Annotated in this window: 22 protein-coding genes and 4 pseudogenes; 12 read left to right on the top strand and 14 right to left on the bottom strand. The window is 69.5% G+C overall.

Annotated elements, in window-relative coordinates; genetic code table 11:
- Positions 1-63 precede the first annotated feature (63 nt).
- From AMK22_RS33625 to AMK22_RS41500, 5 genes are all read left to right on the top strand, one after another.
- Positions 64-2,355 carry a hypothetical protein gene (locus AMK22_RS33625; protein WP_073791205.1) on the top strand — a complete coding sequence of 764 codons (2,292 nt, stop codon included), beginning with the start codon at positions 64-66 and terminating at the stop codon, positions 2,353-2,355.
- Between the two features lie 12 nt (positions 2,356-2,367).
- On the top strand, positions 2,368-4,590 hold the full coding sequence (locus AMK22_RS33620; RefSeq protein ID WP_073791246.1) for an FAD-dependent oxidoreductase: 2,223 nt from the start codon (positions 2,368-2,370) through the stop codon (positions 4,588-4,590).
- Positions 4,591-4,616: 26 nt separating this feature from the next.
- Complete coding sequence (locus AMK22_RS33615; protein ID WP_242434268.1) at positions 4,617-5,483, top strand: NAD-dependent epimerase/dehydratase family protein; 867 nt, start codon at positions 4,617-4,619, stop codon at positions 5,481-5,483.
- Positions 5,484-5,618: 135 nt separating this feature from the next.
- Positions 5,619-6,503 (top strand): IS5 family transposase, encoded by an 885-nt coding sequence (locus tag AMK22_RS33610; protein WP_073791202.1) that lies wholly within the window; start codon positions 5,619-5,621, stop codon positions 6,501-6,503.
- A gap of 445 nt (positions 6,504-6,948) precedes the next feature.
- A complete protein-coding gene (locus tag AMK22_RS41500; RefSeq protein WP_242434267.1) occupies positions 6,949-7,671 on the top strand; it encodes a hypothetical protein in 723 nt (240 codons plus the stop codon).
- A 352-nt stretch (positions 7,672-8,023) separates the two neighbouring features.
- Here the strand turns inward: AMK22_RS41500 and tpg are convergent, their stop codons facing one another.
- The 8 genes and pseudogenes from tpg to AMK22_RS33565 form a co-directional block, all read right to left on the bottom strand.
- The gene (gene tpg / locus AMK22_RS33600) at positions 8,024-8,581 is read right to left on the bottom strand and encodes a telomere-protecting terminal protein Tpg (protein WP_073791200.1); all 558 of its coding nucleotides are present in this window, start codon (positions 8,579-8,581) and stop codon (positions 8,024-8,026) included.
- A gap of 163 nt (positions 8,582-8,744) precedes the next feature.
- Positions 8,745-9,281: a hypothetical protein gene (locus AMK22_RS33595; RefSeq protein ID WP_073791198.1), complete on the bottom strand. Its 537-nt coding sequence runs from the start codon at positions 9,279-9,281 to the stop codon at positions 8,745-8,747.
- Positions 9,282-9,357: 76 nt separating this feature from the next.
- The gene (locus tag AMK22_RS33590; protein WP_073791197.1) at positions 9,358-10,023 is read right to left on the bottom strand and encodes a hypothetical protein; all 666 of its coding nucleotides are present in this window, start codon (positions 10,021-10,023) and stop codon (positions 9,358-9,360) included.
- A gap of 245 nt (positions 10,024-10,268) precedes the next feature.
- Positions 10,269-11,669, bottom strand: a complete 1,401-nt coding sequence (locus AMK22_RS33585; RefSeq protein ID WP_158072114.1) for a TniQ family protein — start codon at positions 11,667-11,669, stop codon at positions 10,269-10,271.
- A gap of 5 nt (positions 11,670-11,674) precedes the next feature.
- Positions 11,675-12,610, bottom strand: a complete 936-nt coding sequence (locus AMK22_RS33580; protein WP_242434266.1) for an AAA family ATPase — start codon at positions 12,608-12,610, stop codon at positions 11,675-11,677.
- Positions 12,611-12,799: 189 nt separating this feature from the next.
- Positions 12,800-14,929, bottom strand: coding sequence for a Mu transposase C-terminal domain-containing protein (locus AMK22_RS33575; RefSeq protein ID WP_073791194.1), 2,130 nt, complete (start codon positions 14,927-14,929; stop codon positions 12,800-12,802).
- Positions 14,926-15,693 carry a TnsA-like heteromeric transposase endonuclease subunit gene (locus AMK22_RS33570; protein WP_073791192.1) on the bottom strand — a complete coding sequence of 256 codons (768 nt, stop codon included), beginning with the start codon at positions 15,691-15,693 and terminating at the stop codon, positions 14,926-14,928. Before AMK22_RS33570 ends, AMK22_RS33575 begins: the two co-directional genes overlap by 4 nt.
- A gap of 158 nt (positions 15,694-15,851) precedes the next feature.
- A pseudogene (locus tag AMK22_RS33565) lies at positions 15,852-16,709 on the bottom strand (telomere-associated protein Tap); the annotation flags it as partial.
- Between the two features lie 366 nt (positions 16,710-17,075).
- On the opposite strand from AMK22_RS33565, the gene AMK22_RS33560 reads away from it, so the two are divergent.
- The 3 genes from AMK22_RS33560 to AMK22_RS39775 all read left to right on the top strand — a co-directional run bounded on the left by AMK22_RS33560 (position 17,076) and on the right by AMK22_RS39775 (position 20,083).
- On the top strand, positions 17,076-18,887 hold the full coding sequence (locus tag AMK22_RS33560) for an ABC transporter ATP-binding protein (RefSeq protein ID WP_073791190.1): 1,812 nt from the start codon (positions 17,076-17,078) through the stop codon (positions 18,885-18,887).
- Positions 18,884-19,723 (top strand): serine/threonine-protein kinase, encoded by an 840-nt coding sequence (locus AMK22_RS33555; RefSeq protein ID WP_073791189.1) that lies wholly within the window; start codon positions 18,884-18,886, stop codon positions 19,721-19,723. Before AMK22_RS33560 ends, AMK22_RS33555 begins: the two co-directional genes overlap by 4 nt.
- 189 nt (positions 19,724-19,912) lie before the next feature.
- Positions 19,913-20,083: a hypothetical protein gene (locus AMK22_RS39775; RefSeq protein WP_158072113.1), complete on the top strand. Its 171-nt coding sequence runs from the start codon at positions 19,913-19,915 to the stop codon at positions 20,081-20,083.
- Between the two features lie 410 nt (positions 20,084-20,493).
- Here AMK22_RS39775 and AMK22_RS33550 read toward each other — a convergent pair whose 3' ends face one another.
- The 3 genes and pseudogenes from AMK22_RS33550 to AMK22_RS33540 form a co-directional block, all read right to left on the bottom strand.
- Positions 20,494-21,042, bottom strand: coding sequence for an RNA polymerase sigma factor (locus tag AMK22_RS33550; protein WP_073791244.1), 549 nt, complete (start codon positions 21,040-21,042; stop codon positions 20,494-20,496).
- Between the two features lie 118 nt (positions 21,043-21,160).
- Positions 21,161-21,683 (bottom strand): annotated as a pseudogene (locus tag AMK22_RS33545) (arginine repressor).
- 7 nt (positions 21,684-21,690) lie between these two features.
- Positions 21,691-22,110: pseudogene (locus AMK22_RS33540) on the bottom strand (aminotransferase class III-fold pyridoxal phosphate-dependent enzyme); the annotation flags it as partial.
- Between AMK22_RS33540 and AMK22_RS33535 the strand changes: the two are divergent.
- The 3 genes and pseudogenes from AMK22_RS33535 to AMK22_RS33525 all read left to right on the top strand — a co-directional run.
- Positions 22,110-22,352 (top strand): annotated as a pseudogene (locus tag AMK22_RS33535) (aminotransferase class III-fold pyridoxal phosphate-dependent enzyme); the annotation flags it as partial. The pseudogenes AMK22_RS33540 and AMK22_RS33535 overlap by 1 nt on opposite strands.
- A 132-nt stretch (positions 22,353-22,484) precedes the next feature.
- On the top strand, positions 22,485-22,904 hold the full coding sequence (locus AMK22_RS41495) for a hypothetical protein (protein WP_242434265.1): 420 nt from the start codon (positions 22,485-22,487) through the stop codon (positions 22,902-22,904).
- Positions 22,905-23,085: 181 nt separating this feature from the next.
- Positions 23,086-23,463 (top strand): VOC family protein, encoded by a 378-nt coding sequence (locus tag AMK22_RS33525; protein ID WP_073791243.1) that lies wholly within the window; start codon positions 23,086-23,088, stop codon positions 23,461-23,463.
- Between the two features lie 138 nt (positions 23,464-23,601).
- Here the strand turns inward: AMK22_RS33525 and AMK22_RS40305 are convergent, their stop codons facing one another.
- Together AMK22_RS40305 and AMK22_RS33510 are read right to left on the bottom strand one after the other, a co-directional pair.
- Complete coding sequence (locus AMK22_RS40305; RefSeq protein WP_242434264.1) at positions 23,602-23,874, bottom strand: hypothetical protein; 273 nt, start codon at positions 23,872-23,874, stop codon at positions 23,602-23,604.
- Between the two features lie 291 nt (positions 23,875-24,165).
- Entirely contained in the window at positions 24,166-24,750 is a 585-nt protein-coding gene (locus tag AMK22_RS33510) for a class I SAM-dependent methyltransferase (protein ID WP_073791187.1), read from the bottom strand.
- 153 nt (positions 24,751-24,903) lie between these two features.
- Here AMK22_RS33510 and AMK22_RS33505 point away from each other — a divergent pair, with 153 nt between their 5' ends.
- Positions 24,904-25,455: a hypothetical protein gene (locus AMK22_RS33505; protein ID WP_073791186.1), complete on the top strand. Its 552-nt coding sequence runs from the start codon at positions 24,904-24,906 to the stop codon at positions 25,453-25,455.
- Here AMK22_RS33505 and AMK22_RS33500 read toward each other — a convergent pair.
- Entirely contained in the window at positions 25,412-26,203 is a 792-nt protein-coding gene (locus AMK22_RS33500; protein WP_073791239.1) for an IS5 family transposase, read from the bottom strand. The two genes, AMK22_RS33505 and AMK22_RS33500, sit on opposite strands and share 44 nt — an antisense overlap.
- Positions 26,204-26,472 lie beyond the last annotated feature (269 nt).

Here is a 26,472-nt window from a genome sequence, read left to right as displayed (position 1 = left end):
GCACCTTCCGCTCCGAAATCTCCGGAGCATCCGGAACACCCAGACCAAGAGAAGGGCACCTCCATGTCAGTCGCCCGGCGCAGATTCATCCAGGGCACGGCCGTCGCCACCGGCGCCGCACTGTTGCCCGCCGTTCCCGCGTACGCCGCGGACCCGGTCACCATCGAGGCCGACGGCATCACCCTGGTCGGCCGTGGCGACGGCAGCGTCCTCGTGCGGGACGGTGCGGGCACCGACCGCATCCTGCTCAGCCACTTCATGATCAAGGACACCTCGCTCGGCCAGCAGCGCACCTTCGGCGGCACCCCCGCCCGGATCACGCTCCCGGACGGGCGGCCCGCGATTCAGGTCACGTACACGATGGGGAGCAGCGCGTCCGGAGTCACGGTGCGCGGCACCTTCGACGTCACCTCCCGCAAGGCACACATGAAGTGGGAGGTCGGCGGCTCCGGCACGCTCACACCGGCCGGCTTCATGTTCTCCCGCACGGTGTACGGAGCGAGCGCGGCGGAGTCGTACGAAGCCCTGACCGTCTGGGAGAAGGACCCCCGGGGCGGCATTCCGTACGAGGTGAACGCGGGCGGCGCGTACGTGGAGACGTGGGCCGGGTCGAAGGGCTTCTTCTGCCTCCCGTCCACCAACCCCGCGAACACGAACGCCACATGGGTCCATTCCCCCGGCACCTCGACCGGCGCGGGCACCGCGGTCACCGAGGCCGATCTGGTTCTGGGCGATCTACGGCCGCGCGGGGCGGGAACGCTCGCCGCCGAGCGCCCGCTCGGCGTGGAGGTGTGGACCGACCAGCCGTTCAACCTCTACAAGGCGGCCGGGCAGACGATGACGCTGAAGGCGCAGGTCGTCAACGGCTCCGCCGCGGCCAGGAAGGTGACACTCACCTGGTGGGCGCGGGACTTCGGCGGCAGAAGGATCGCCGGGGGGACGCTCCGCAGGAGTCTCGCGGCGGGCGCGGCCTGGAACGCCTCCTTCGCTCTGACCGCGCCCTCGCAGAACATCGTGTTCACCGGGGTGGAGGTGGTCAGCGGCAACGACCGGGCGCTGGCCCGCACGAATCTGAGCGTGCTCCCGGAGTTCGCGTACAAGGCGGGCAAGGAGTCGATGTTCGGCCTCGCCAACTACCCCTGGCTGCTCGAACCCGACAAGGACGCCGTACTGGGGCTGGTCAGGACGCTCGGCATCAAGTGGATCCGCATCGCCTACGCGGGCGCCCCGGGCATCGACACCGCGACCCTGGACGCGAACGGCATCGGGCACAACGTGGAGCTGAGCGGCATCCCCGTGGGCGGCAGCCCGGAGCAGATCGCGGCCTGGGCCGACACGAATGTCGCCAAGGCCCTGGCCGCCGAGGCCGCGTACTTCGAGGTGAGCAACGAGGTCAACCAGCCCTGGATGTCGGGCCGCGGCGCCGACGCCTACGTCCGGGACGGTCTGCGCCAGGTCACCACGCGCCTCGACGCGGCGGGCTCGCGGATGAAGGTCATGAACGCCGGCCTCGGCGGCATGGACTACGTATGGACCGAGAACTTCCGTGCCGCGGGCGGCTGGGACCTCATCGACGCCTTCGCCTTCCACCCCGGTCGCGGCAACTTCACGCCCGATTTCGCGCCGCCGCCCGAGGAGTGGACGCAGGGACCGTCCGGCTCGTACTGGAACTTCCTCGGCGCGCTGCGCAAGGCGAACCAGGTCCTTCAGGAGTACGGCGGCGACAAGGAGCTGTGGCTGACCGAGGCGTACGCACCGACCCGGCCCAACGCGTGGTGGAGCGACACTTACCGGCACGCCGCCGAGAACACACTGCTCACGCTCGCGCTCGCCAAGTCCGAGAACGTACGCGCCGTCAACTGGTACCAGCTGCACGACTCGGTGCTCTACCACCCGCAGGAGGCCGACCCCGCCAACCCCGAGTACCACTACGGCCTGATGAACCGCGACACCAGCGCCAAGCCCTCGCTCCTCGCCTACGCGACCGCCGCCCGGGTCTTGGACGAGGCCGAGTTCGTCCGGCATCTCGCCTTCGCCGACCAGGACATCAAGGGACTCCTCTTCACCACTCCCGGCGGACCGGTCTCGGTCATCTGGAGCCGCAAGGACGGATACGTCCTCAACTCCGAGCACGGCGAGGACCCCTGGTTCGCGTCGCCCGAGCCCTGGGTCGACACCTGGGCGACCAGGACCCCGGTCGTGGCCCACGCGGGGACGGTCGACGGCACGGTGCGGGAGCTGAACTGCATCGGCCAGGAACGCTCCCTGAAAGCCTCCGACGGCAAGGTCACCCTCACCCTCGACGGTGCCCCGCGCATCTACTACGGCCTCGCCACCAATCCCGACTGGAAGTAAGTGACGTTCGACATGAGGAACGAAACCGCACGGCACGACATCACCGTCGTCGGCGGCGGCCTGGCCGGGGTCTGCGCGGCGATCGCCGCCGCCCGGCTGGGCCGTACCGTGGCACTCGTCAACAACCGGCCGGTGCTCGGCGGCAACGCGAGCAGCGAGGTCCGGGTCTGGGTGTGCGGCGCGACCGGCCACGGCAAGAATCACCATGCCCGTGAGGGCGGTATCATGGGCGAGCTGCTCGTGGAGAACCAGTTCCGCAACCCGGACGGGAACCCCTACTACTGGGACGCCGTGGTCCTGGACGCCGTGCGCGCCGAGCCCGGCATCACGCTCTATCTCAACACCGACGTGCGCGAGGTCGACGCCGAAGGTCCGGACGAGGCCCGGCGAATCACCTCGGTCACCGGTTGGATGATGGGCTCGGAGCGGCGGATACGCTTCGAGAGCCCCCTCTTCCTCGACTGCACGGGGGACGGCCTGATCGGCCACCTGGCGGGCGCCCACCACCGCATCGGCCGGGAATCCCACGCCGAGTACGGCGAGTCATGGGCTCCGGAGGCGGCCGACGACATCACCCTGGGATCGACTCTCCTCTTCTACACGAAGGACGCCGGCCATCCGGTCAAGTTCGTGCCGCCGGACTTCGCCAAGGACATCACCCGGACCTCCATCCCGCAGCGCCGCGTCATCAAGTCCGGTGACAACGGCTGCGCGTACTGGTGGATCGAGTTCGGCGGCGAGCTCGACACCGTCCACGACAACGAACGCATCCGTGACGAGCTGTGGGCGGTGATCCACGGCGTCTGGGACCACATCAAGAACTCCGGCGAGTTCGACGCGGCGAACATGACGCTGGAGTGGGTGGGTTCGGTGCCCGGCAAGCGCGAGTACCGGCGCTTCCTCGGCGACTACGTCCTGCACCAGGGCGACATCCTCGGCCAGACCGAGTTCGACGACCGGGTCGCGTTCGGCGGCTGGTCCATCGACCTGCATCCGCCTAAGGGCATGTACGCCGACGAGGGCGGCGCCAAGCAGCGCTACGCGGACGGGATCTACCACATCCCCTACCGCAGCCTGTACTCGGTGAACACGACGAACCTGCTCTTCGCCGGACGCAACATCTCCGCCAGCCACGTCGCCTTCGGCTCGACCCGCGTCATGGCGACCTGCGCCACGATCGGACAGGCGGCCGGCACGGCGGCGGCACTCTGCGCCACCGGAGATGTCACCCCGCGCGAACTCCCCGTACCCGAGCTGCACCGGGCGCTGCTGCGTCAGGACGCCTCGCTCATCGGCCTCGCCTCGACGGACCCGGAGGACCTGGCCCTGCGGGCGAGGGCCACCGCCTCATCCACCTTGAGCGGCTTGGCAGTCGAGGACTCCGACGAGCTATGGCCGCTCGCGGCGGACGCCGGACTCGTCCTCCCCGCGGACCCGGACCTCTCCGGCGTGGAACTGCTCGTCGACGCCGACCGCGACACCGAGATCGTGATCGATCTGTACGACCCCGAACTCGGCCAGAACTACGTCCCGCGCCGCCTCGTCACCTCCACCACCCTGCCCGTCGCCGCCGGTGCCCGGCAGTGGCTCAAGACGGGCCTGGACTGGTCTCCCGAAACCCCGCGCAACGCCTTCCTGGTAGTCCGCGCCAACGACGCCCTCGCTCTGCACCGCTCCGACCGCCCGACCCCCGGCGTCCTGTGCTTCACGCGCGTACCGCTGCGCCCGTCGGACGAATCGCCGCAGCCGCTGCGCGAGTGGACGGACACAGGTCTGCTGCGCCGCACCTTCTGCCTCCGTACGGGAGAGACCGCGGCCTACTCCCCCGCCAAGGCCACCGACGGCTATGCCCGCCCGTACGCGGGACCGCACATGTGGGTCTCCGCACCACTGGCGGACGTCCCTTCCCCCTGGCTCGAGCTGGCCTGGCCCGAACCGGTCGCTCTGGGCCGGATCGAGGTCATCGCCGACGACGACGTCAACGAGGACCTGATCAACTTGCACCACCACCGCACGCCCTTCGACACCCTCCCCACCCTCCTTCGCGACTACCGCGTCGAGGCACTGGATACTGACGGCTCCTGGCGCGTCATCGCCCGTGCGGCGCAGAATCGGCGGCGACGCGAGACGCACACGCTGGCGGAGCCGGTCACCACATCGGCGATCCGGGTCGTCGTCGAAGCCACCAACGGGGCGGCGTCGGCGCACGTCGTCGCCGTGCGCGCCTACGAGTAGAAGCACCGACGCAGGAGAGTGACCGGATGGTCAAAAGAGCGATGGTCACCGGGGCCGCCGGGCGGATCGGGCGAGCGGTCCTCGCGCTGCTCGCCGAGCGCGGGATCGAGGCGAACGCCTTGGTCCTCGATGATCCCGGGGATCTCGCGGCGCGCCTGGTCGCGACCGGTGACGCGGCCGACGCGAAGGCCGTGCGGGCTGCTCTGGAGGGCGCCGATGCGGTCATCCACCTGGCGGCGATCCCGACTCCCGAGCGCAACACCGCATGTGAGGTCTTCGCGGGCAACAGCCTCTCCACCTTCACCGTCCTGGAGGAGGCCGGCCGGGCCGGGATCCGGCATGCGGCGGTGGCAAGCTCCTGGGGTGTCACGGGCCTGCCCTGGACGGATGTCGCGGATCCGCATCCGCCGTACGCGCCGGTCGATGAGGCGATGGCCTCCCAGGTTGCCGACCCTTACGGCCTGTCCAAACAGGTCGACGAGCTGACAGCGCAGATGATGGCGCGGCGGTACGGAATGAGCGTGGTGTGCCTGCGCTATCCGTACGTGGGCGGATTCGAGGAACGGCTGCACGCCCATGCCGCCCGGCTCACGGCCGACCCGGCCGCGGGGGCAAGAGACCTGTGGACGTACCTCGAGGTCCATGACGCAGCGAGGGCCGCGCTGCTGGCCTTGGACGTACCCGGCCGTGCGGCGCACGCGGTACACCTCTGCGCCCCCGAGATCATCGTGCCGTACCCGACGGAGGAACTGCTGCGCCGCTATCACCCCACCACCGTGCTGCGGCGCCCGCTGCCGGGTCGCGCGGCGCCGGTCGACACCTCGGCCGCGCGCAGGCTGCTGGGGTTCACGGCACAGAATCTCCTCGGTCACGGGGCGGTTCCGCCGAGTTGAGATCACGACGGCCGCCGGACCACCGCGGATAGGAGAGAACAGGACGTTTCCTGAGTCCGAGTGACGTACCGAGTGATATCCGCGATGGCTCCACCAAATCATCGTCAGCCGGAGCTGTCCGCAAAGATCACCGCCATGTGTGTCTGCGTGTGCAAGCCCTCCTATGACTCGTCGTTGACGGATGCTCAGTGGGCGGTGATCGAGCCGCTGCTGCCGGTGCGGGACCCGCGCCGGGGCGGCCGTCAGCTGAAGTTCCCGCGTCGGCTGATCGTGGATACCGTGCTGTACGTGCTGGTCAGCGGCTGCGCGTGGCGGCTGGTGCCGCACGACCTCGCGCCGTGGGACGCGGCCTACCGGTGGTTTCGCGCCTGGACGGCGGACGGCACCTGGGACCGGGTCCACGACGCACTGCGCGAGCGGGTCCGAGTGGCGGACGGCCGGGACCCGCAGCCTTCGGCGGCCGTACTGGACTCGCAGTCCGCCCGTAGTCATCAGGGCGGTCAGGCCATCGGCTACGACGCGGGCAAGCGCGTACGGGGGCGCAAGCGGCATCTGCTCGTAGACACCTGCGGGCTCGTGCTGCGGGCGGTCGTGCACTCGGCCTCGGTGCAGGACCGGGCGGGCGCGAAGCTGGTTCTCGCCGGGATCCGGAGCCTGTTTCCGCAGGTCGGGCTGATCTGGGTGGACGGCGGCTACGTGAACGTGGCCGACGCGGGACTGGTCGGCTGGGCGGCCGAGCGCGAGAACCTGGAGATCGTCGCGGTGCCGCGCAACGCGGATGTGAAAGGGTTCCAGGTGCTGCCCCGCAGATGGGTGGTCGAGCGGACATTCTCCTGGCTGGGACGGTGCAGACGGTTGGCACGGGACTACGAGCGCAAGACCGCGCACGCCGAAGCAATGATCAAAGTCGCGGTGATCCGGCTCATGGCCGCGCGCCTCGCCGGCGAGGAGATCGAACCACGCGGCCCCATCGAGACCGAAGCGGCCCGCCGCCTCGCCGACGACCTCAAGAGCCAGTAATCACCCGATTACCCAACACTTTCTCAGAGCTCCGCCCCGTCTGCAGCCCTGGCCGATCAGCAGCAGCCCTCAGCACGCGGTGCGGTGGTCTCGTCGACCCCTGTGGTGGACCTGAACGCCAAGGAGGTCGCTGACCGCCTGGCGAAGACGGGTATCGATACGGCACAGATCCGCTACGGCGTACGGGCCCATCGGATCGTGTATCGCACCGTCGACATCACAGGCAGACCCACTACGGCCATCGAACTGGTCGCGATGCCGAAGAACGACGAACGCGACCTTCAGGTCGTGTCCTGGCTGCACGGCACCGAGGTGTACCGAGGCGAAGTGGCCTCGGTGAACGACGAGTCCACCGACCGTGCCACGGCGTTGCTGTTCGCCTCGACCGGCCGCGCGGTGTCCGCCCGGACTACCTCGGCCTGGGCAAGGGCCCCGGATTCCACCTGTGCGGGAACCCGGAGGAACCGTCAGCGCCTCGGTGGATGCATTACGGGCAGCTCGTGCGTTCGCCCGCCGGGACGGCCACGACCTGGACCAGCGCGTCCTCATCAGCGGGTTCTCTCAGGGCGGACCCGCCACGATGATGGTCGGGCGAGCCCTGCAACAGAACATCGATCCGTACTTCCGCCCGGGCGCTCTCGCCCCGATTGCCGGCCCGTTCAATCTGAGTCGTTTCGAGGCTGCCGCGGCGGACGACGAAGTCGCCCGGTCATCGCTCTACCTCGCCTATTTCGCGACCGCGTGGCACCGGATGTACGGCCTGTACGCCACGCCGGGCCAGGCGTTCCGCGCCCCGTACGACAAGACGGTGGAGTCACTGTTCGACGGCAACCACGAGGCGTCGGAGATCGCGGCCGCGCTGCCGACGACCTCGAAGGAACTGTTCACCGAAGAGTTCCTCCAGAAGGTGCGCAACCCCACGGGAGAGCTGCGACAGAAACTGAAGCCCCTGGACACCACCTGCGACTGGCGGCCCGAAGTCGCGGTACACCTCTTTCACGCCAGGGGCGACAAGGACGTCGCCTTTGCGAACTCCCTGCATTGCCAACGCCAGCTGACCGCCAACAGCTCCGACCAACAGCTCACTGACATCGGCGATTTCGACCACTCCACGACGGTCCTCAAGGCCTTGCCCCAGGTGGTGCGCCAGTTCGACGCGGCCCGCTGAGTGCCCATAAACGGCCACGCCGCTGCTGGGCCGGCCTCGGCTCCACCGGAGAGCGCAGCTCGGTACTCAGGAACCGGGTCTCGCGGACTGTCCGGGGCGTGTGCCCCTTTGGGGGCGGAATCCGGCGAGGGCGGCCGCCTGGTCGACCTGGTCGCTGGTTGCGTACAGCTTCACGGCGTAGGGGACTTCCTCGTCCAGGTGCAGGCCGTGCTGGTGGTGCAGTGCGATGACGTGGTCGGTGAGTGTGGCCAGTTGTGTGGCGTCCAGGCTTCGGCGGTGAGCTCGCGCAGCCGGTCTTCTCCTGCACCCCGGACCGCACCGGTCCGGGGCTCGCGGTCTGTTCGGGGCTCTGCTACAGGTCGAACTCCAGGTGTTCGACGTCCGTGAACCGCACCTCTTCCAGGCTGCCGGCGCGGCGGCCGCCGTCCTGGAAGTACACCTCCTTGAGCGCTTCGGCCGCGATCTCCTTGAGCTCGCGGTCGCTGGCGCCGGCCTCCTGGGCGTCGAAGAGGCGGGCGGCGTAGCGGGGCGGCAGGGCGACGGTCAGGTGCCGGATGCGGTCCTGGTCCGTCGACCCGATCGGCGCGGTGTAGCCGAGGCGGGCGCGGGTGTCGATGACGATGCCGCCGGTGCTCGCCGCTTTCTCGCGGGCCTTGGCCCGGATCTGCGGCTGCCACCGGGCCTTCACCTCGCGCTCCATGCGCGCGGCGAGGTCCTTGCGGGGCTTCTTGATCTGGTCCTTCACGTACCGCTCGACGGTGCGCTGGGAGATTCGCAGCATCTGGGCGACGGCCTTGGTGCCCTTGAGCTGCTTGACCAGGTACCGCATCTGCGCGCCGGCCGATTTCGGGACCGGGCGGGTGAACGCCTTCTGCACCGCGGCGTCCAGGCCGTCCCCGAACATGCTCAGCGTCGCCTTCTCCTACTCTCCGTTGTCGACGTCGGTGACGGTGCCGTCCTTGATGTATGTAGGTTCGCGCCACCATTGTCGTTCCGGACCGCGGTGACCTGCTGCTTGCACTGTTGTCTCATTGGTTGTCCCACGGTTTCGGTCTCAGCTCGGTGGCATTTCCTCACGCGGCATCGCTTTGCGGGTCATCGGCGGGCTTCCAGGTCTGGTCGAACCAGGCGATGAAGTCCTTCACGGTTCCGATGCGGGCGATTCTCTCGTGGATGGCGCGCTGATCGTGACCGGGGAGGAAGTCGCCTCGGCTGATGGGCTTGCCGCATCCGCAGTTGCATTCGCGGTTGCCCAGCGGGGAGTCGAAGTAGGTGATGGGGTTCTGCTGGGCGCCGTTCGGGGCCGGCTTGCCGACGTAGTGATCGTGGACGGGATGCCCGGGGCCAAGGAGGCGGCCTTCGAAAGCCCGTCGCCCGCCAGGGATGTCGACGATCCGCTCGATCTCCATGGCCAGGCGGATGATCCCCCCGCCGTTGGCGACCGCGAACCGTTCACGTTCGACGCGTGATCCGGGCATCACCCAGACACCTCGGGCGATGTCGTAGAGCTGCCGCGCGGACAACCCGTCGCTCCAGCCGATCTGCGAGCGCTGGAAGGGGTCCTTGTTCGGGTCGACGTCCTTCTTCTTGCCGAGAGTGATCTGAATCATCGCGCCTCCCTGCGAGGCCGCCTCGGGTGGTCGGATAGGCCGAGGTGACCAGTTCAGGATAGACCATGCGCCCCCGTTATACCGGGGCATCGTTGATTTGGGTCGAGCGGTGGCCGGACAGGTCATGGCGCCGCCCCAGGTAGCTGATCATTCCGACCGAAAGGCCGGTCTCCTCTGCGAGTTCGCGGCAGGTGCGGCTGGCGGCGCGTTGGTCGCGGAGCCAGTCGAGATCGATCTGGCGCCAGCGGGTGGCTTTGCCGTCGCGCTTCATGCCGTATTCACGGACCAGGACCTTGATCGCCTCGGCGTTCACGTCGACGTGCTCCGCGATCCACTTGAGCGAGCGGTATTCGTCGAGGTAGAAGCGTGCGAACTTCTCCCTGGGGAGCGCGGCGCGAGCCCGGCGGATAGTCGCTCCTCTCTCCCACTTCGCGCTCTTCGCCTCGCTGGGAGGGGCTGGCTGCTCCTGCAGGACGAACCGGACGGTGTCATGGCTGACGCCGAGGCGGCGGGCGGCCTGCGCTGTCGTCAGGGATTCGCCTCTGATGAGGTGGTGCAACGTGCCGAGGTCGACGTCCTGCAGGTCGCAGCCGGGCAACTCGAGATCGCGGATGATGTCCGTCGGCGGCTGCCAGGTGAGAGGTTCCCTGTGGACGCCCTGGCGGGTGAGGAACTCAGCCGCGTGCTCTTCGAGTTGGCCTATCAGCGCCGGAGTGAGGTCGGTTTCGAAGGTCCGCAGCATGGTCCGCTGCTCCTGGGTGCTGGGCGTGTAGGCAGCCGGGGCGAGGGTTGCGGCGAGTCCGCTGAGCCGCTCGAACAGCAGCGCTCGGGTGAACTGGTGGCGCCGTACTCCGCCGGCCTCGAATCCGATGTTCCGGCAGAGCTGCGTCCAGGCGTCCAGCGGCAGCAGGTCGCCGTAGTCGACCGCGCGCCGGCGCGCATAGTCGATCGGTGATCCTTCCTGGTCAAGGTAGTCCGCCAGCGCGGTCAGGCCGCGACTGAGGCGTTGAAGTGGCCGCGTTGCATCAGCCGGAACGTGAGGTGGGAGCCCACCTTTTCTGTGACCGGTGCGCGAAGGAGGCGGGACGCCGAGGAGAAGCTCCTGGTGCCTCCGATCAGCAGGAGATAGCAGGACAAGGCCGGGCGGATCGTGCGCGAGAGGGCCCCGTCCGCGGGACTGAGGCGCGCGGACCAGGCCGGCCAGAGCTGTGTCGGGGTCTTGCCGGCCCGCTCCGCGACCCGGATTTTCGCCGAGCGTCCGGGCCTGCTCGGCAGTCGGTCCAGAGTGCGGTAACGCAACTGGTCAACGCCCTTGAGGCGGGGTGCGAGGGTTGCGATGCAGACCGCTTCGAACAGCGGACTGGTGTGACGCCAGTGAAGATCGGGTTTGAGGGGAATGCTGCCGTCGGCGTCGCTGATGAGGTGGCGAAGAGCGGCTCCGGCCTGGTGGACGTCGCCGTGTCCGAGGACGTGCAGGGTCGCGCTGACGGCCAGGGCGGCGGTCGCGGCCCGCTGCGGGGCAAGACGTCCCGGACGGGTCTCCTCGACGGGGTCGAAGGATCGTCGCACCGCGGGCGGTGGCTGTTGGTGCAGTGCCAGGATCTCCGGCGGGACGAAGCCGGCAAGCCGGTCGGGGACGCGGCGAAGGAGAATGCAGGCCAGCGCCCGAAGGTCCCCGAACAGCGCGAGACTGGGCTGGGGATAGTCCTGGTAGATGCCGAAAGCAGCCTGGCCGCAGGAGATCACCTCCTCGATGAGGGTCTGCGCCGCGAGCACGGGTCCCTGCGCGGCGAGTGTGAGCGCGGGGACTTCCGCGAGCGGCTGGCCGCAGCGTGCCGGCGGGGCGTCGTTCTCCGAAGGGCTGTGGCAGTGTCCCGGAGCGAGGGGAAGGCGGGTAGTTACCGCGATGTGCCGCGGCGTGCGGCGGCAGCGCGGGCAGGCGTCGACCAGCAGCAGGTGGTGATCGAGGCAGGCGAAGGACCAGCCGAGTCTCCAGCTCAGCCGCCATCTGCCGCCGCTCTCGGCGAGACAGGCCGGGCAGTAGCGTGAACCTCGGGCCCGGCCCCAGACATGCCTCGCCTCGACCCGGCGCCGATGCGTGTCGATCACGTGGGCCTGCCCGTCGTAGCGGGCCAGGGTCATGGCATGTGCCTGTACCGGGGTGAGGCCGGCCGACCAGGCGATGGTTGCCGCCTGGTCGGCGTCGAGGAGGGTGACCAGCCGGCTCAACACACCCGACTGCGTCGGCTGGCAGGCATCGCGCGGTAGCAGGCCTATGGAGGTCAGGACATCGATGGTGTTGGTTCCCAGCCGGTGGGCGGTCGCCTCCCACCAGGAGTCAAGTGCCTCGCCGGGCTGCGGGGCGAGGCGGATCGGCAGGGTCCTCACGTGCGTCACCGGCGAGCCGCCGTCCGGCGGGTCCGCCGTGACCGCTGTCCCTTCAGGAGATTGCGTACGTCGTCCTGGGCCAGGTGGGCCGCCTGGTCGATCTTGACGCGGTTCAGAAGTTCCTCGTCGAGACGCTCGGTGCCGGTGCGGACGGCCCGCTGGCAGCCGCGGTTGATGAGGGTCATCAGCGAGCCGATGTGGCCGCTGGAGCGGATGAACAGGTAGTCGGACAGGTCGTCGGCGAGCATGCCCCGGTAGGTGCCGTGCAGGACCAGGCGCTTCTCCAGGCCCAGCAGCAGCCGGCGCCACTGGTCGCGGCCCTGGTCGGTGGCCAGTTCGAAGGACCCCATGTCCAGGCGGGTCGTGCGCCGGCCCGTCTGGGCCAGGACGGCGTTGTCGTAGGACTCGCCCTCGGAGAACAGGCCGCGCTTGGCCAGGCCGACGCCGACGAACAGCAAGGTGACGGGGAACTCGTTCGCGACGTACTTGAAGTGGTTGCTCACCTCGACGCCGCCGGCGGCCCTCCAGCGAAGGAAGTGCAGATCGTCGACGATCAGCAGCTTCACATCGCAGGAGAGCACGCAGTCCAAGGCTCGCTGGGCGAACTGCGCGGTGGTGCCGGTGGTGCGGCCTGGGTGGCCGAAGAACTCCAGCATCGCCCGGTTGAAGTCCTTCATCCCGGTGTTCCCGGTCAGGCCAACCCGGCAGACTGGGAGCCGTTCGTGGCCGCCGGCGGTGAACGCGCCGCCCTCGTCGATCTCCCGGCGGTGGAAGTCCCGGGCGAAGGCCAGCACCGCGGCCGTCTTGCCCAGCCCCGGAAAAGCGTCCACCGCGACGGCGCCCTTGGCCTGGTCGCCGTCCTGCTGGTTGCTGTCGAGGATGTCCCACAAGTCCTCGTGCAGCTCCGCCAGCTGCGGCGTGCAACGGGCCGAGGTTCGCATGCCAGACCCGCCGGGCTCGGTCGTATTCCGCCTTCGCGCGCTCTCCCAGCGCCGCGTACTCGCCGCGGGGCAGCAGTTCGGGCTGGATGCGCGGTTCGGCTTCCGCGAACGCCGCCCAGCCCTCCTTGCGCGAGAGCGTCAGCGCGTCCAGCCGGTTCGAATCTCCCGGCGTCCAGCTGCCCTCGCTGTTCACGCGTCCTCCAGGGCATCGACGTAGAAGTCGCCCTCGTCCTCGAGTTCCACGAATCCGGCCTCGTCAGCCGCGTCGTCGTCGCCAGTCTCCGCCGCGGCCGGGGACGCGAGCTGCGGCGGCGGCGCGTCCGGCAAGTCCATAAGGCGTCTGACGCTCGGCAGTGTCGCGACGCTCTCCTCGGGCTCGGGTAGATCCAGGGCCTTCTGTTCCCGGGCAAGCCGCAGTGCCATGCGGCGCTCGACCAGCGTGGTGCCCAGCCCGAGGTTCCAGCGTTCGAACAGGTCACGGACCGCGGCCTTGTCGTCCGGGAACCGGTCCCGGGCCGCGGCCAGGCGGCGGGCGAACTGCAACGCCTCCTCGCTCACCGGCATGTCCCGACTCGGTGCGTGTTCCCAGGCCAGCGCATGCCACCCCCGGCTCGCGGGATCGCGGAAGTAGACCGCGTTGATGTCGTCCGGGTTCACCGCGATGGGCCACTTGCCGTCCCGCTCGCCGCTGAGCAGACCGCGATAGGGGTCCAGGGCGGCGCCGTTGTAGCGGCGGGCATCCAAGTCGATGCCGTAGTGCTGGATCGTGCGCCGTTCCACCCGCAGGAACTCAAACGCCAGGTCCGGATCGCGCGGGACCTCGATGTAGCCGGCCCGATTCAGCCCGTGCTCGAACATCGCCGCTGGCGACATCCGCAGTCCCGGCACCCCGGGATCGACCAGACTGGTGTGCGGCCGGTGGTGATAGACGCAGGCCACCCACTCACGGATGATCGCCTCAAGCTCGTGGAGGAAGAAGAACGCCTCCCCCTCCGGCCGCTCCCCGCGCGAGTGCAGGTCGGGCCCCTTGTAGGCGGGCAGGGCCTGCAGCAGGTCCTCGCGCAGAGTCAGGAAAAACCTCTCCAACGGGCCCTTGTCCCGGCCTGTCCGCAACCGGGCCGGCTGCACCGAGATCCCCAGCCGGCGGCAGACGCTGGTCAGATGCTCGGAGACGAACACCTTGCCGTGATCGACCAGAACCGTCTCCGGAACCAGCGCGGGCGACGCCGCTCCGCGTATCGGCCCCTCAAGCGCGGCGACGTCGATCAGCACCGACCGCGGGATGCCGTGCTCGGGCCAGACCGCGTGCGCCGGCCAGTCCTCCCCCGAGGGCCGGGGGCGGAACGCCTGGTAAAGGGCGACGCTGGCGTCGACGGCCTTCGTCGACACCGGCGTGACCCTGATCCCCAAGACGCACCGGGTGTACCAGTCCATCGCGACGGTCAGCTTCGCCTGCAGCCACTGCAGCGTGACCGGGTCGAGCGCGAAGACGTCCAGGCGGTTGGTGTCCATCAGCAGGTACTCGCCCGGCCGGGTCGGCCGCAGCTTCCCGTAGACGCCTCCCGGCCGGGCGGCGATGTCCCGGTTCCGCTTCGTGCTCAGCCGGAACGTCGGATGACGCCGCTCCAGGTCCTCCAGGAGGCGGTAGGTCGTCGCCCGGCTGGGCAGGTCCTCCTCCGTAAACCCCCTGGCCAGCAGCCGGGCCCGGGTCCGCTCGATGACCATCTTGCGTGACGGCTTGGACTGGTCCGTGTGCTCGACCATCACCTCCAGCGCCGCCTCCGACCACTGCTCAGCGTTCCGGTGCCCCGAGCGCGGCCCGCTGCGAGCCGGCACCAGTCCCGCCTCACCGTCGCGGCGGAAGGCCGCGACCCACCGCTTGACCGTGCGCGTGGCCACCTCGAGCTCGGCCGCCTTCGCCGCGTACCGGCTCTCCATCGGCTCGCCCGCCGTGTAAGCAGGACGGGGTTCTCCCACCGCCGGTAGTTCCTCGCTGCCGCTGCGGAACCCGGTGAGCACCTCCCTGACATGCGCGGCCCGCTCCAGCACCTGTTTCCGCTCGCCGGCGCCCAGCCGGTCCAGCACCACCGCCGCCGTCTCCTGCGGGTCGTCGGAGGCCGGCCCGGGCCCGTCCGGGATCACGCGAACGCGGTCGGAGAGCAGCAGTTCCTTGACGGCCAGCCGCAGAAGCCGTCCCCGGCCGTCCTTGAGGATCACCTCGCCACCCGCCTGCGTGCCGGCGAATTCCACCACCTCGACGATCTCGCCGTCGTAGGAGAAGCGACTCCCCACTCCCACGCGCACCGCGGCCCGACTCACGACGCCGTCCTCAGCACGCTGCGGGCACTGAGCGGAACGCTGAGATCAGTCAGCCACTGCTGCTTCCAGAGCAGATGCAGGACCGCGGCCCGCACCAGCGGAGCCGGACGACCCGGCAGGCAGGCGAACGCTTCCTCCAGCGTGTCCCCGTCCACGACCCGGTCGCGTACTTCGTTGACGATGACCGGGTCGAACAGCCGCTCCGGCGGTGGCTCCTCGTCCACCGCCTCATCGCCCATCTCCTCGGTCAGCTCCGGCTCGAACAGCCAATCGCGGCGGTAGCCCGCGAGGAACCGGACGTTGGCCACCTCGGCTTCCGGCGGTTCGCTCCACACCTCGTAGCGCCAGCCGCGGGACTCGACCGCCTCGCGGGTCCAGGCGAAGGTGAACGCGTGCTCCGGCTTCTCCACCCGGTGCCGTGGTTTGACGTCGACGACCAACGGGCCTGCCGAGGTGGCCATCAGGTAGTCCGGGATGTGTCGGCGCAGTGCGCCGTCCACTTCGGCCCGCAGCAAGAAGGGCTGGGCCACGATCGCCGTCACGTCCCGGTCGAAGTCGGCGTACCACAGCCGCGCGAGCTCCAGCCGCGACTCGTAGATCACGTGATCCGCCTGCGTACTCGACCAGTACGAACCCGAGTAGTGCCTCTGCCCCATGTACCAGCGGAAGATCCGCCAGGGCTCGGCCGCGTACAGCATCTCCAACGGTACCGACTCCCAGGCGAGTCCCTCGGACGCCTCATCCTCGGCAAGCCGAACACACACCTCTACAGCCACCATCCACCCCCAGCGCCCGCGTAACCGACCTTGATCGCAAGACAGTTACACGGGCACTGGAGCACGAACGATCACACGCATCTTCGATCACTCGAACAGGTGGCCATTCTGAGCTTTGGATCTCAACACCGCGTCATAAGTGCTATTCACAGGTCATCGCTCGCGAGAACATGACGCGGATTCTGAGTACCTACAATGTACCGGGCGAGGTTCAGCTCCGGCGCGTCGAACCGCTCCCGGACCTCCTCGCCCCACAGGACGTCCTGGGTGCCCTCGTGCTTGACCAGGCCGGGGTTGACCCCGAGCTTGAAGCCGCCGGGCAGCGGCTTGCCCTCCCGGTAGGGCAGGAAGTCCAACGGCGAGGGTCCGTTGGCGGCGTAGACGACGCAGTCGGACAGGACCGCGACCGGGTACTGCCCGGTGAACGCCGCGTGCTTGACAATCTTGCGGTGCAGGTTGATCCGGGTGCGGGAGATGACCGCCGCCCGGATGTCCGGCCGCCACGTCGGACGGGACAGCGCGCGCCACGGCTCGCCCGGCCGCCACCCCTCGCCCCGGGGCCGCTCGCGCAGCTTGCCGATGCCGCCCTTCACCGTGGCCTTGATGGCGGTCACCACGATGGCCAGCTCCGGGTCGCGGCCCTTGTAGCCGTCCATCGCCGCGAGGAAGTCGGCCGGCTCCGTGTCGGCGTGGACGCCGAGGTCGGCCATCGTGGCGAGGTAGGCGTCGCGCAGCCGGTTGTACCAGGCGTCCAGGTAGCGGCCGTTCTCGCGCCGCACCCACGCCTCGATCGGCGTGACGTCGTAGCCGAGCTCCACCGCGTACGCCACGGTGGGCGTCGCGTACCAGGCCGGCCCCTCGGGGCGGTCGCCCTTCGGCGTGAACGGGCTGGGCAGCAGGTTGCCGTCCAGCTCCACCCACTCCTTGCCGACCTTCACCCTCGACAGGTCGACGTGGGACAGGTCGACCAGCCAGCTGCCGGGCAGCTTCGGGTCGAACACCGGCGCGCCGCTGGCCAGCGGGCGACGAGGTGCGCTGCACCGGGGGGCTGGCGGCACGATGGGGCTGAGAACGGCATTTTTTTCGAAGCAAGCCATCCGAATCCGCCCCTGAGACGTATCTAGTGAGGAAAGAGTTCCCCAACGAGGTTCAGGAGGAACGATGGCCATCTTCAGCAAACTCATGCCCGCAAGGTCTGACGGCCTCCGATCGTCAAGGCACCGCAGCCGTTCGGATCACCGCAGCCGTTCGGATCACCGCAGCGGTTCGGATCACCGCAGCGGACACAGCTGCCACTGACCGAACGAGTGCTGAGCGGGCCGGCGACTGGATGCCCCGGTCCGCTCCTCGGACCCTGAGGTGCGCATCCCATGATGCATGTCCTGCGGCGTCTGCTGTCGGTGGAGGCGTCCGACGCAGTCGTGGCGGCCGCGCCCGCGATGGCGCCGCGTGAGGTGTTCCGGCGGTTCTGGCCCTACACGCGCGGCGGTCGGCGATGGCTGGTCCCCGTTCTCCTCTTCAGCCTGGTCGGCCCGTCCGTGCAGGCCTCGGAGATCTGGCTCTTCAAAACCGTCGTGGACACTGTGCTCGTCCCCCGTGCTCTGGGGCCGTTGCTCTGGATCGCACCGGTCTACCTCGGGCTCATCGTCTTGTCCGGGGTGCTGCGGTTCGCCGACGACGTGACGTCCACCTGGGTCGGCGAACGCTTCCTGCTCTCTCTTCGCGCCGATGTGTTCCGGCACGTCCAGGGGCTGTCGCTCGGCTTCTTCGAACGCCGGCGGCTCGGGGACCTGCTGTCCCGCATCACGGGCGACGTCGACGCGGTCGAGACGTTCCTGCTCTCCGGGGTGGCGAACGCCCTCTACTACGTGGTCTGTCTGGGGGTCTACCTCGGCATGCTGGTCTACCTGCGGTGGGACCTGACTCTGCTCGCCCTCGCCATCGTGCCGCTTTTCTGGGCCGCCGCCCGGCACTTCTCGCGGCTGATCAAGGCCGCGTCACGGGAGCGCAGGCGCCGCAGTGGCTCGATCAGCGCGGTGGCCGAGGAAGCCCTTGGCAACGTCGCGCTGGTGCAGGCGTACAACCGGCAGGGGTGGGAGGAGCACCGGTTCGAGCGGGAGAACGTCGGCAAGTTCCGGGCAGCGATGGCCTCGACGCGGATCCGGGCCGTCTACTCGCCCGTCGTCGAGGTCATCGAGGTGACCGGCGGCCTCGCGGTGATGGGCCTCGGCACCTGGAAGCTGGCCCAGGGACAGCTCACCCTCGGTGGACTGCTGGTCTTCCTCGCGCTGATCGGCAAGCTCTACAGCCCGGTCCGCGGCCTGGCCCGGCTCGGCAACACCTTCTACGCGGCCTCCGCCTCGGCGGAGCGGATCATCGAGTTGCTGGACCAGCAGCCACAGGTCGTCGAGGTTCCGGGCGCCCGGCGGATCGGCCGCGCGCGGGGCGACGTGGAGTTCGACGGCATCTGGTTCCGCTATCCCGATGCCTCCTCGTGGGCGCTGTCGGACGTGTCCTTCCACGTGGCCTCGGGCGAGACGCTGGCGTTGGTCGGGGCGAGCGGGGCCGGCAAGTCGACGGTCGCCAAGCTCCAGTTGCGCTTCTACGACCCCGACCGGGGCGCGGTTCTGCTCGACGGCGCCGACCTGCGGGACCTGAGTCTGTCCGAAGTACGGGAGAACGTCGCGGTGGTGCTCCAGGAGACCCTTGTCTTCCACGGCACCGTGCGGGAGAACATCGCCTATGGCCGGCCGGACGCGACGGACGCCGATGTCGTCGCGGCGGCACGCGCGGCGGACGCGCACGAGTTCATCGAGCGGCTCCCGGAGGGCTATGACACGCTGGTCGGTCAGCGCGGCCGGACGCTGTCCGGCGGACAGTGCCAGCGCCTGGCGATCGCCCGGGCGATGATCCGGGACGCGCCCGTGCTGCTGCTGGACGAACCGACCACCGGGCTCGACGTCGGGTCGGGCCGACGGATCATGGACCCGCTGCGCCGGCTCATGGCCGGGCGGACCACCGTCGTCATCTCGCACAACCTCCTGACCGTCCGGGACGCCACCCGCATCGTGGTGCTCGACCACGGACGGGTCGTCGAGCACGGCGCCCACGACGACCTGCTGGGCCGCGACGGCGCGTACGCCCGGCTGCACCGGCTCGGCGCGGGCGCGGTGCTGTCATGAGCGCCCCCGCCCTCTGGGCTCCGGGCACGGAACCGATGCAGGGCTACGTGATCCTCGAGCACCTGACGCGCACCGGTTGGCTCGACGTCTACGACGCCTGGAGCGAAGAACGCGACTGCCGGTGCGTGATCAAGGTGGTGCGGGCGGACCACCGCGGAGAGAAGCGGCTGGACGAGCGGCTGCTGCGCGAGGGGCGGTGGCTGCGGGACTTCGCCCATCCACACCTGGTCCGTGGCTACGAGGCGTTCAAGTCGCCCGAGCCGCTCGTCGTCCTGGAGACGCTGACCGGTGAGACCCTGTCCCACCTCGTGCACCGGTTGCGGCGGCGGCCGGCCGCCGCCGATGTGGCGCTGCTCGGGGTGCAGATGTGTTCGGCGGTCCACTACCTCCACGGTCGGGGCCTGCTCCATCTGGATCTCAAGCCCGCCAACGTGGTGGTGGACCGCGGCCACGTCAAGGTACTGGACCTGAGTGTGGCCCGGCCGCCGGGGCCCGCGCCCGCAGGGCTGGGCACGTGCTGCTATCTCGCCCCGGAGCAGGCCCGGGGCGGGCCGCTCACGGCCACCGCCGACGTGTGGGGCATCGGCATCACGCTGTTCGAAGCGGCCTGCGGGGAGAAGCCGGTCGCCTGCCGGGCAAGGACGGCCGCGGCAGACGGCCACGACACCGATGACCGGTATTGGCAGCTCGAGGAGGCCGCCCCGCCGATCGCGTCCCGGCGGCGCCTGCCGCTCGCTCTCGCCGCCGCCGTCGACAGCTGTCTGCGGGCCGATCCGTCGTCCCGGCCCACGGTCTCCGGACTGGCCGCCGCCCTCAAGGGGGCGCTGCCCGAGTGACGCTGCCCGGTCGGGGCGGGGGGCCCATGCCTCCCCGGGCCGGCACCTGGCGGGCTGCGGTGAGCCGTGGCAAGGACGGTGCCGTCGGCAGACGCCGACGAGCGCCGGAGAGCGTGTTCGAGTCGACCGGGGTCACGGCATGCCGTTTCGGACGGAGAGATCGCAGACGCGGACGGTCGTCCCCTCCGAGTGCTTGAGAAGGCAGGTGGCCCTGCCGGTTCCACCGGCGAGATCTACGCCCGTCCCGGCAGCCCCGGCAGGATCTTCGTGGTCGTCGATCCCACCGGTCACGGCACCTCGGGCGACCGAGGTGATGTCCCCGGCCTTCACGGGCTCGGACTCGACGGCGCGCAGGGGTGAGGCGGTGAGCTCCTGGACGGCGAGTGCCGATCGCCCAGCCGGCGAACCCCGCGAGGACCGCCGCGGCCACCGCGAGCCACCCCCGGGCCCTGCGCGCGGGGCCGCGTGGGCCGGGGAGGGCGAGGCCCGGGCCGCGCGCGGCTCTCGCCCTTTCCTCCGGTGCCGCCGCCTGCTGGGCCAGACTGCGCACCACCCGGCTCGTGAACCCGAGTGGCGGCTCGGTGTCCGGCAGCAGGCCGATCAGCCGGTCGCCCACGAGGCAGAGCTGCTCGACGAACTCCCTGCATTCGGCGCACCGGTCCAGATGGGCGACCGCCTCGGCCCGCTCCCGGCCGGGCAGCACTCCCAGTGCCAGCTCGGCGCCGACTTCCCGCAGCTTCGCGCAGGCCGGACCCCTGGACATAGTCCCCTCATTCCGGAGCCGCCAGGGTGGTGCGCAGTTTCGCCATCGCCGCCCTGATCCTTGTCTTCGCGGTGCCCAGCGGAATCCGCTCCGAGTCGGCGACCTGCTGGGCCGTCATCCCGTAGACGCCTGTCATCATCAGGGCCCGGGCCTGCTCCCGGGGCAGCCGGGCCACGGCGGCCCGGAGCTGGGCGGAGGCCTCGTCGGCCAGCGCCCAGCTCTCGGGGGTCTCGGTGACGACGCCGATGAAGGTGTCCAGGTCCTCGGGTGCCATCGGCACCGTTCGGCGTGCCCGGACGGTGTCGATGGCGAGGTTGTGCGCGATGGTCGTCAGCCAGGTGCTGACCGAGCCGCGACGCGAGTCGTAGATCTGCGCGTGCCGCCACGCGCGCTCGAACGTCTGCTGGGCGACGTCCTCGGCGAGTTGCTGGTCCCGGGTGACGGCCATGGCGACACCGAAGACCCGGTGCTGGAACCTCCGTACGAAGACGACGGCCAGCTCCGAGTCGCCGACGGCCAGTCCGGACAGCAGAGCCTCGTCCGAGAGGCGCCCCACCGGGAACCGGTAACCCGGCGGACGTCTGTGTACCGCCGACGGCTGCCAGGTGTTTGCCCGCCCGTCCCGGAAGATCACATACCCATTCTCCGCCGCCGGGCCAGGCCCCGCATCCCGGTCAGTGCCCGTTCTGCGCCAGCCGCAGCAGGTGGTCCGCCAGCGCCTGGCCGCCGCTCGGATCACGGCTGATCAGCAGGAGCGTGTCATCGCCCGCGATGGTGCCGAGGATGTCGTGCAGAGGTCGATGGCCGAGGCCAGGAACTGCGCCGCACCCGGCGGGGTGCGCAGGACCTGGCGGAGGCCTCCGCGGAGATCAGCAGCTCCTGGGAGAGGCGCCGCATCCGCTCCTCCTTGGCCGACTCGCCCAGCGGTGCGCGCGGGGTGCGGAAGCCGCCCTCGCTCGGAACCGCGTAGATGAGGTCGCCGTCGGTGTTGCGGATCTGCACCGCGTTCAGCTCGTCCAGGTCCCGGGAGAGCGTCGCCTGAGTGACGCTCAGTCCGTCGTCGGCGAGAAGCTCGGCCAACTGGCTCTGGGAGCGCACCGGATGCCGATTGAGGATGTCCACGATCCGGCGGTGGCGCGCGGTGCGGGTCTGCGGCACGGCGGGCCCCATGTGCTCGTGTTCCTGCGCCTGACTCATCGTCGTCTCATTCTCCGGATCGTCCGTCCCCGTTCGCTGTGTCGAGGATGCCCGGCAATGCCCGCACGAACGCGTCCACGTCGTCGGCACCGAGGTTCAGCGGCGGCATCAGCCGTACGACGTTCGGGGCGGGCACGTTCACCAGGAAGCGGGCGTCCTCAGCCGCTTGCTGCGCCTGCTGCGCGAGCGGCTCGGTGAGCACGATACCCAGCAGGAGGCCCGAGCCCCGGACGTGGCCGATCAACGGGTGGCCCAGCGACTCGATTCCGTCCCGCACCTTCCCGCTCTGCCGCTTGACATTCTCCAGTAGGCTCTCGGCCTCGTTGGTGTGGAGGACGGCGCCCCCGGCGGCACAGGCGATCGGGTTTCCGCCGAAGGTCGTGCCGTGCTGGCCGGGCCCGAGCAGTTCGGCGGCCCTGCCGAAGCCGGCTGACGGGGCGGACCCACATGGTCGCCACCCAGGGCGGCTTCCACGGCCGCACCATGGGCGCCCTCGCGCTCACTGGTCAGCCCGGCAAACAGGAGCCGTTCCTGCCGCTGCCCGGCGAGGTCACGCACGTCCCCTACGGCGACGCCCAGGCCCTGGCCGCCGCGGTCACCGAGGAGACCGCGCTCGTCGTCATCGAGCCGATCCAGGGTGAGAACGGCGTCGTCGTCCCGCCCGCCGGCCGGTACACGGGCGGATGAATTCGAACGGACGTAGCATTACTCCGTGTCTACGTACGACTTCCCCGAAGATCTCCGCGCGGCGCAACTCGCCCTCCACCAGACCCCAGCGCGTACGAGGAGTACGCCAAGGCCTTGCCGTGGTCGGCCGAGCCTCTGCCCGGCTGGGAAGGCGACAAGCACCTGCACAGCACCTACCGGTCCGGGAAGCCGGACAGCCCCGGGTACACGCCCGAGCAGGACGCCGAGGTCGCCCGCTTCCAGGAAGAGCTGCTCCGGCTGAGCACCGAGGTCTCCACCCACCCGTACTGGCAGTCGCTCGGCGGCCCGGACCTGGTTGCCGCCCGCATGGCGCTCAAGCACGCCACGAGCCCGACAGCGAGGCGTAGCAGCGGTCCGGGCCCGGCAGGTTCCGCCGGGCGGCGAGGATGCGCCGGTCCCCCGGCGGCACGACGATCGAAGGAGGGGGAGAGTACGGGAGGCGCGCACGTGCCGTCGACGATCTGGTCGGGTGCGATCTCGTTCGGTCTGGTCACTTCTCTGAACTACCGGTGATTCCTGCCGAATGCGTTGTCAGAGAGGTGCTGGTACGGTTTCTTGCCCAGGCCACGCATGAACTGGTCGAAGAAGGACTGATCGTCGCGAAAGCACCCAGACGCGATGCGGCTCACGGAGCGTGAGCTGGTGCTGTCAAAATCGGATCGTCAAGGCGGTCCCGGTCTCCTACCGTTCCGTCATGCAGATCGTCGTGACACTGGACTGTGTTGACACCGAAGCGCAGGCGGGATTCTGGCTCGCTGCGCTCGCCCCGCTGGAATACCGGCGTGGCTTCGACGGACCGCCCTATCTGAGCTTGGTCGGTCCCGCTCCCGCACCCACCCTTCTCCTACAGCAGGTTCCGGAGCCAAAGCAGGTCAAGAATCGCATGCACCTTGACCTCGACTTCGGCACCGAGGACTTGGACGCCGAGGTCGAGCGCCTCCAACAACTCGGCGCCCAGAGGATCACTCGGGAACAGAGCGAACACGGCTTTCACTGGGTCGTCGTTGCCGACCCAGAAGGCAACGAGTTCTGCGTATTCGTCCCTCCAACCATTGCTGTCCCAGAGGCGTAGTCGCAGCATCGGGCTACCTCATGGGCCGAGTCCGTCCCCACTGCGACGCGGGGAGCCGACGAAAGGCGGGTCCCCGCGCCAAGGCACGTCCACGTCGTTATCAACCCTTGCGTCCTGAGCACCGTTCCCGACACTCAGTTACGACTTTCGCGTGGTGGGGAGTCCCAGGTGCACGGGCCCAGGTACGGGCGAGGAGTCGTCGATCTGCCGGATCTTGGCCTCCGCCCCGGTGAGGCTCACCTGAAGCCCCTCGATCTCGCCGAGCCAACCTTGTTGTTCTGCCTCCGTGATGCGGGCGACGAGGTTGTCGCGGATCTCGACGAGGCGCTCGCGCTGGGCGGGGTCCGGACGCAGAAGGGAGCAGCGGACGCTTGTGTCAGATGCTCGCTCCTCCGACCTGACCCGGCCCAACGGGCACGGCTTGCCGACATCCGCGACAACTTGATCGCCCGAATCGCCGAAGCAGAACAGGAGGGGGGCTTGGTGAGATCGAAGGACTCCAAATCAGCCTCGCCAGCACAGAGGAGAAGCTCACCCAGCTCGATGCAGAGCAAGTCCGTCAACGCCAAGTGATTGATCTCGGCATGCCCCGCTTCAGCCAGATCGCGACACGAATCAGTACGGCAAGAGGACCTTCAAGTTAGGCGAGCCTCATCCATGCGGATGATCTACACGACCCCGACGCAGGCCGCGCCCCGCTCCCTACGGGCGGCGGGCCAGCAAGTGGGTGTCGAGGAAGCCCCGCTCGGTCGCTGGGTCGTGGAGCAGCCGGGCGAACGTGACGAGGCCGGCCCCGGCCAGCAGCTCGGCGAACCGGTCCGCCGGCCAGCTATAGGCGGGCGTCACCTTGTGGTCGAAGCGGACCGGCTCCGGTCCCTCGGTCCCGAAGAGGGACACCAGGAGCAGGCCCCCTGGTGCCAGGACACGCACCTGCTCAGCGAGCAGCGCGGGCAATTCCCCGGGTGGGGTATGGATCATCGAGTAGTGGGCCAGCACTCCGCCGAGCGCGGCGTCCTCGACCGGCAGGGCTTCCATCCGCGCTTCGTCGAACCGCAGCACCGGATGGGCCCGCCGAGCGTGGTCGACCATGGCCGGGGAGAGGTCGAGCCCGAAGGCGTCCAGCCCCAAATCGTGCAGCATGGCCGTCAGATGACCAGGTCCGCACCCAACATCAGCCACCCGCAGGTTACCCGTGCCACGCACGAGCTCGGCGAAGGTGCCGATCATGTTCCGCGCGAACGGACGCGTCTCCAACTGACTACTGAACATCGAGGCATACAGGTCCACGACCCCGTCGTAGGCCGCCCTGGTCGCGTCCTGGTGTCTTAGAAGCTGTTGTCTTTCCGGGCTTGAGGACGGCGTTTTCCCTGGTCGGGCATAGGGTCGACGATCCTGTGGGAGTGGTGGTCTGTCATGTCGCCGCTGCTGTGGAGGTCATGGATGCCGTCGGTCGTGGGGTTGCTGGAACAGCGCGAGCTTGTCGCTCGCCGCCGCGTGGACGAGCTGCGGGAGGAGGCCGACCGCATCCAGGCTGAACTGGCCGTGGCCGAGCGGGACTGGAAGGAATGGACCATCGCTCGCTCGCGGGTGGGCGAGGTGCTCGCCCCGGCAGACGAGACCGATCATGGCCGCGACCAGGGCGACCGGACAGCACCGGCCGCCGACGGGCAGGCCGAGGAGGCATCGTCAACGCTGGAAGCGGCGAAGGCGAAGTCGCAAGTGCCGGTGTGGCGTGAAGGGCTGGCCTGGTCGGCGCTGTCGGTCGATTACCAGCGCATCCTCAGGACACTCGCTGACCGGTCCCGGCTCGGGCAGGGTCCGATGACCTGCCAGGAGATGGCCGCCGTGTTCGGCATGGACGTGGTGCCGGCGCGGGTGGAGGCGCTGCGGTCGAAGGCGAAGCGCCTGGTCGCGCGTGGCTGGCTGGCGGAGCCGGCTCCGGGTCGGTTCATGCTCGTGCAGGGCGTGAGCGGGCCAGGCGGCGGGTCATGAGCAGGGTCATCGACCAGTAGACCATCGCCTCGGCGCTGGTGGTGCGGCGCTCGAAGTCGCGCACCAGGCGGCGGGTGCGCATCAGGTGGGCGAAGAGGCGCTCGACAATCCACCGTTTGGGCAGCACCACGAAGCCGCGTATGTCGTCGCTGCGCTTGACGATCGCCAGGACCAGGGCGAGCGTGGCCAGGCAGTATTCGACGAGGCTGCCGGTGTAGCCGCCGTCGGCCCAGACGAGGGCGACGCGGTGGTGGGCGGTGGCTACTCGCTCGAGCAACACCCGGGCGGCGGTGCGGTCGCCGACATCCGCGGCGGTGACCATCACGCCCAGCAGCAGGCCGAGCGTGTCGACCACGACGTGCCGCTTGCGGCCGTTGATCAGCTTGCCGCCGTCGAAACCACGGCTGTCGGCGCCGACGACGGCGTCCGCCTTGACGGACTGCGAGTCGATCACCCCGGCCGTCGGCTCAGCGTCCCGCCCCAGCTTCTCGCGCACCCGGCCGCGCAGCCGGTCGTGGAACTCTTTGACCAGGGCGTGGTCGCGCCAGCGGCGGAAGAATGCGTAGACCCGGTCCCACGGCGGGAAGTCGGCCGGCATCGCCCGCCACTTGACGCCGTTGTCCACGAGATAGTGGATCGCATCCAGTATTGCCCGGTGGCAGTACCCCTCCGGGCGCCCGCCCCGCCCACGCATCCAGCCCGGCACCGGCAGCAGCGGCCGGACCTCAATCCACTCCGCGTCCGTCATGTCCGTCGGGTACCGGCGCTTCCGTTCGGGCCGATCGGCCGCGTTGCCGTACACGTGCGCGAGGCAATCACACGTTGGAGCGGCCGAGTTGGACTGCCCGGCCATCGGCACGGAAGACTGCGGCACCGGGGCCTCCTGTTGCTCTATGGATTCGACACCCACGAGCTGTTCAGGAGGCCCCTTCCTCATGCCCTCGCTACGGCAGGATCACCCGACCGAGAACCCTCGTTCGACCGCCCCCGCTCAAGATCGAAAAGACAACAGCTTCT

The sequence above is a fragment of the Streptomyces sp. CB01580 genome, assembly GCF_001905795.1.
Lineage (GTDB): Bacteria > Actinomycetota > Actinomycetes > Streptomycetales > Streptomycetaceae > Streptomyces.
This window is presented reverse-complemented; position numbering and strand designations above follow the sequence as displayed.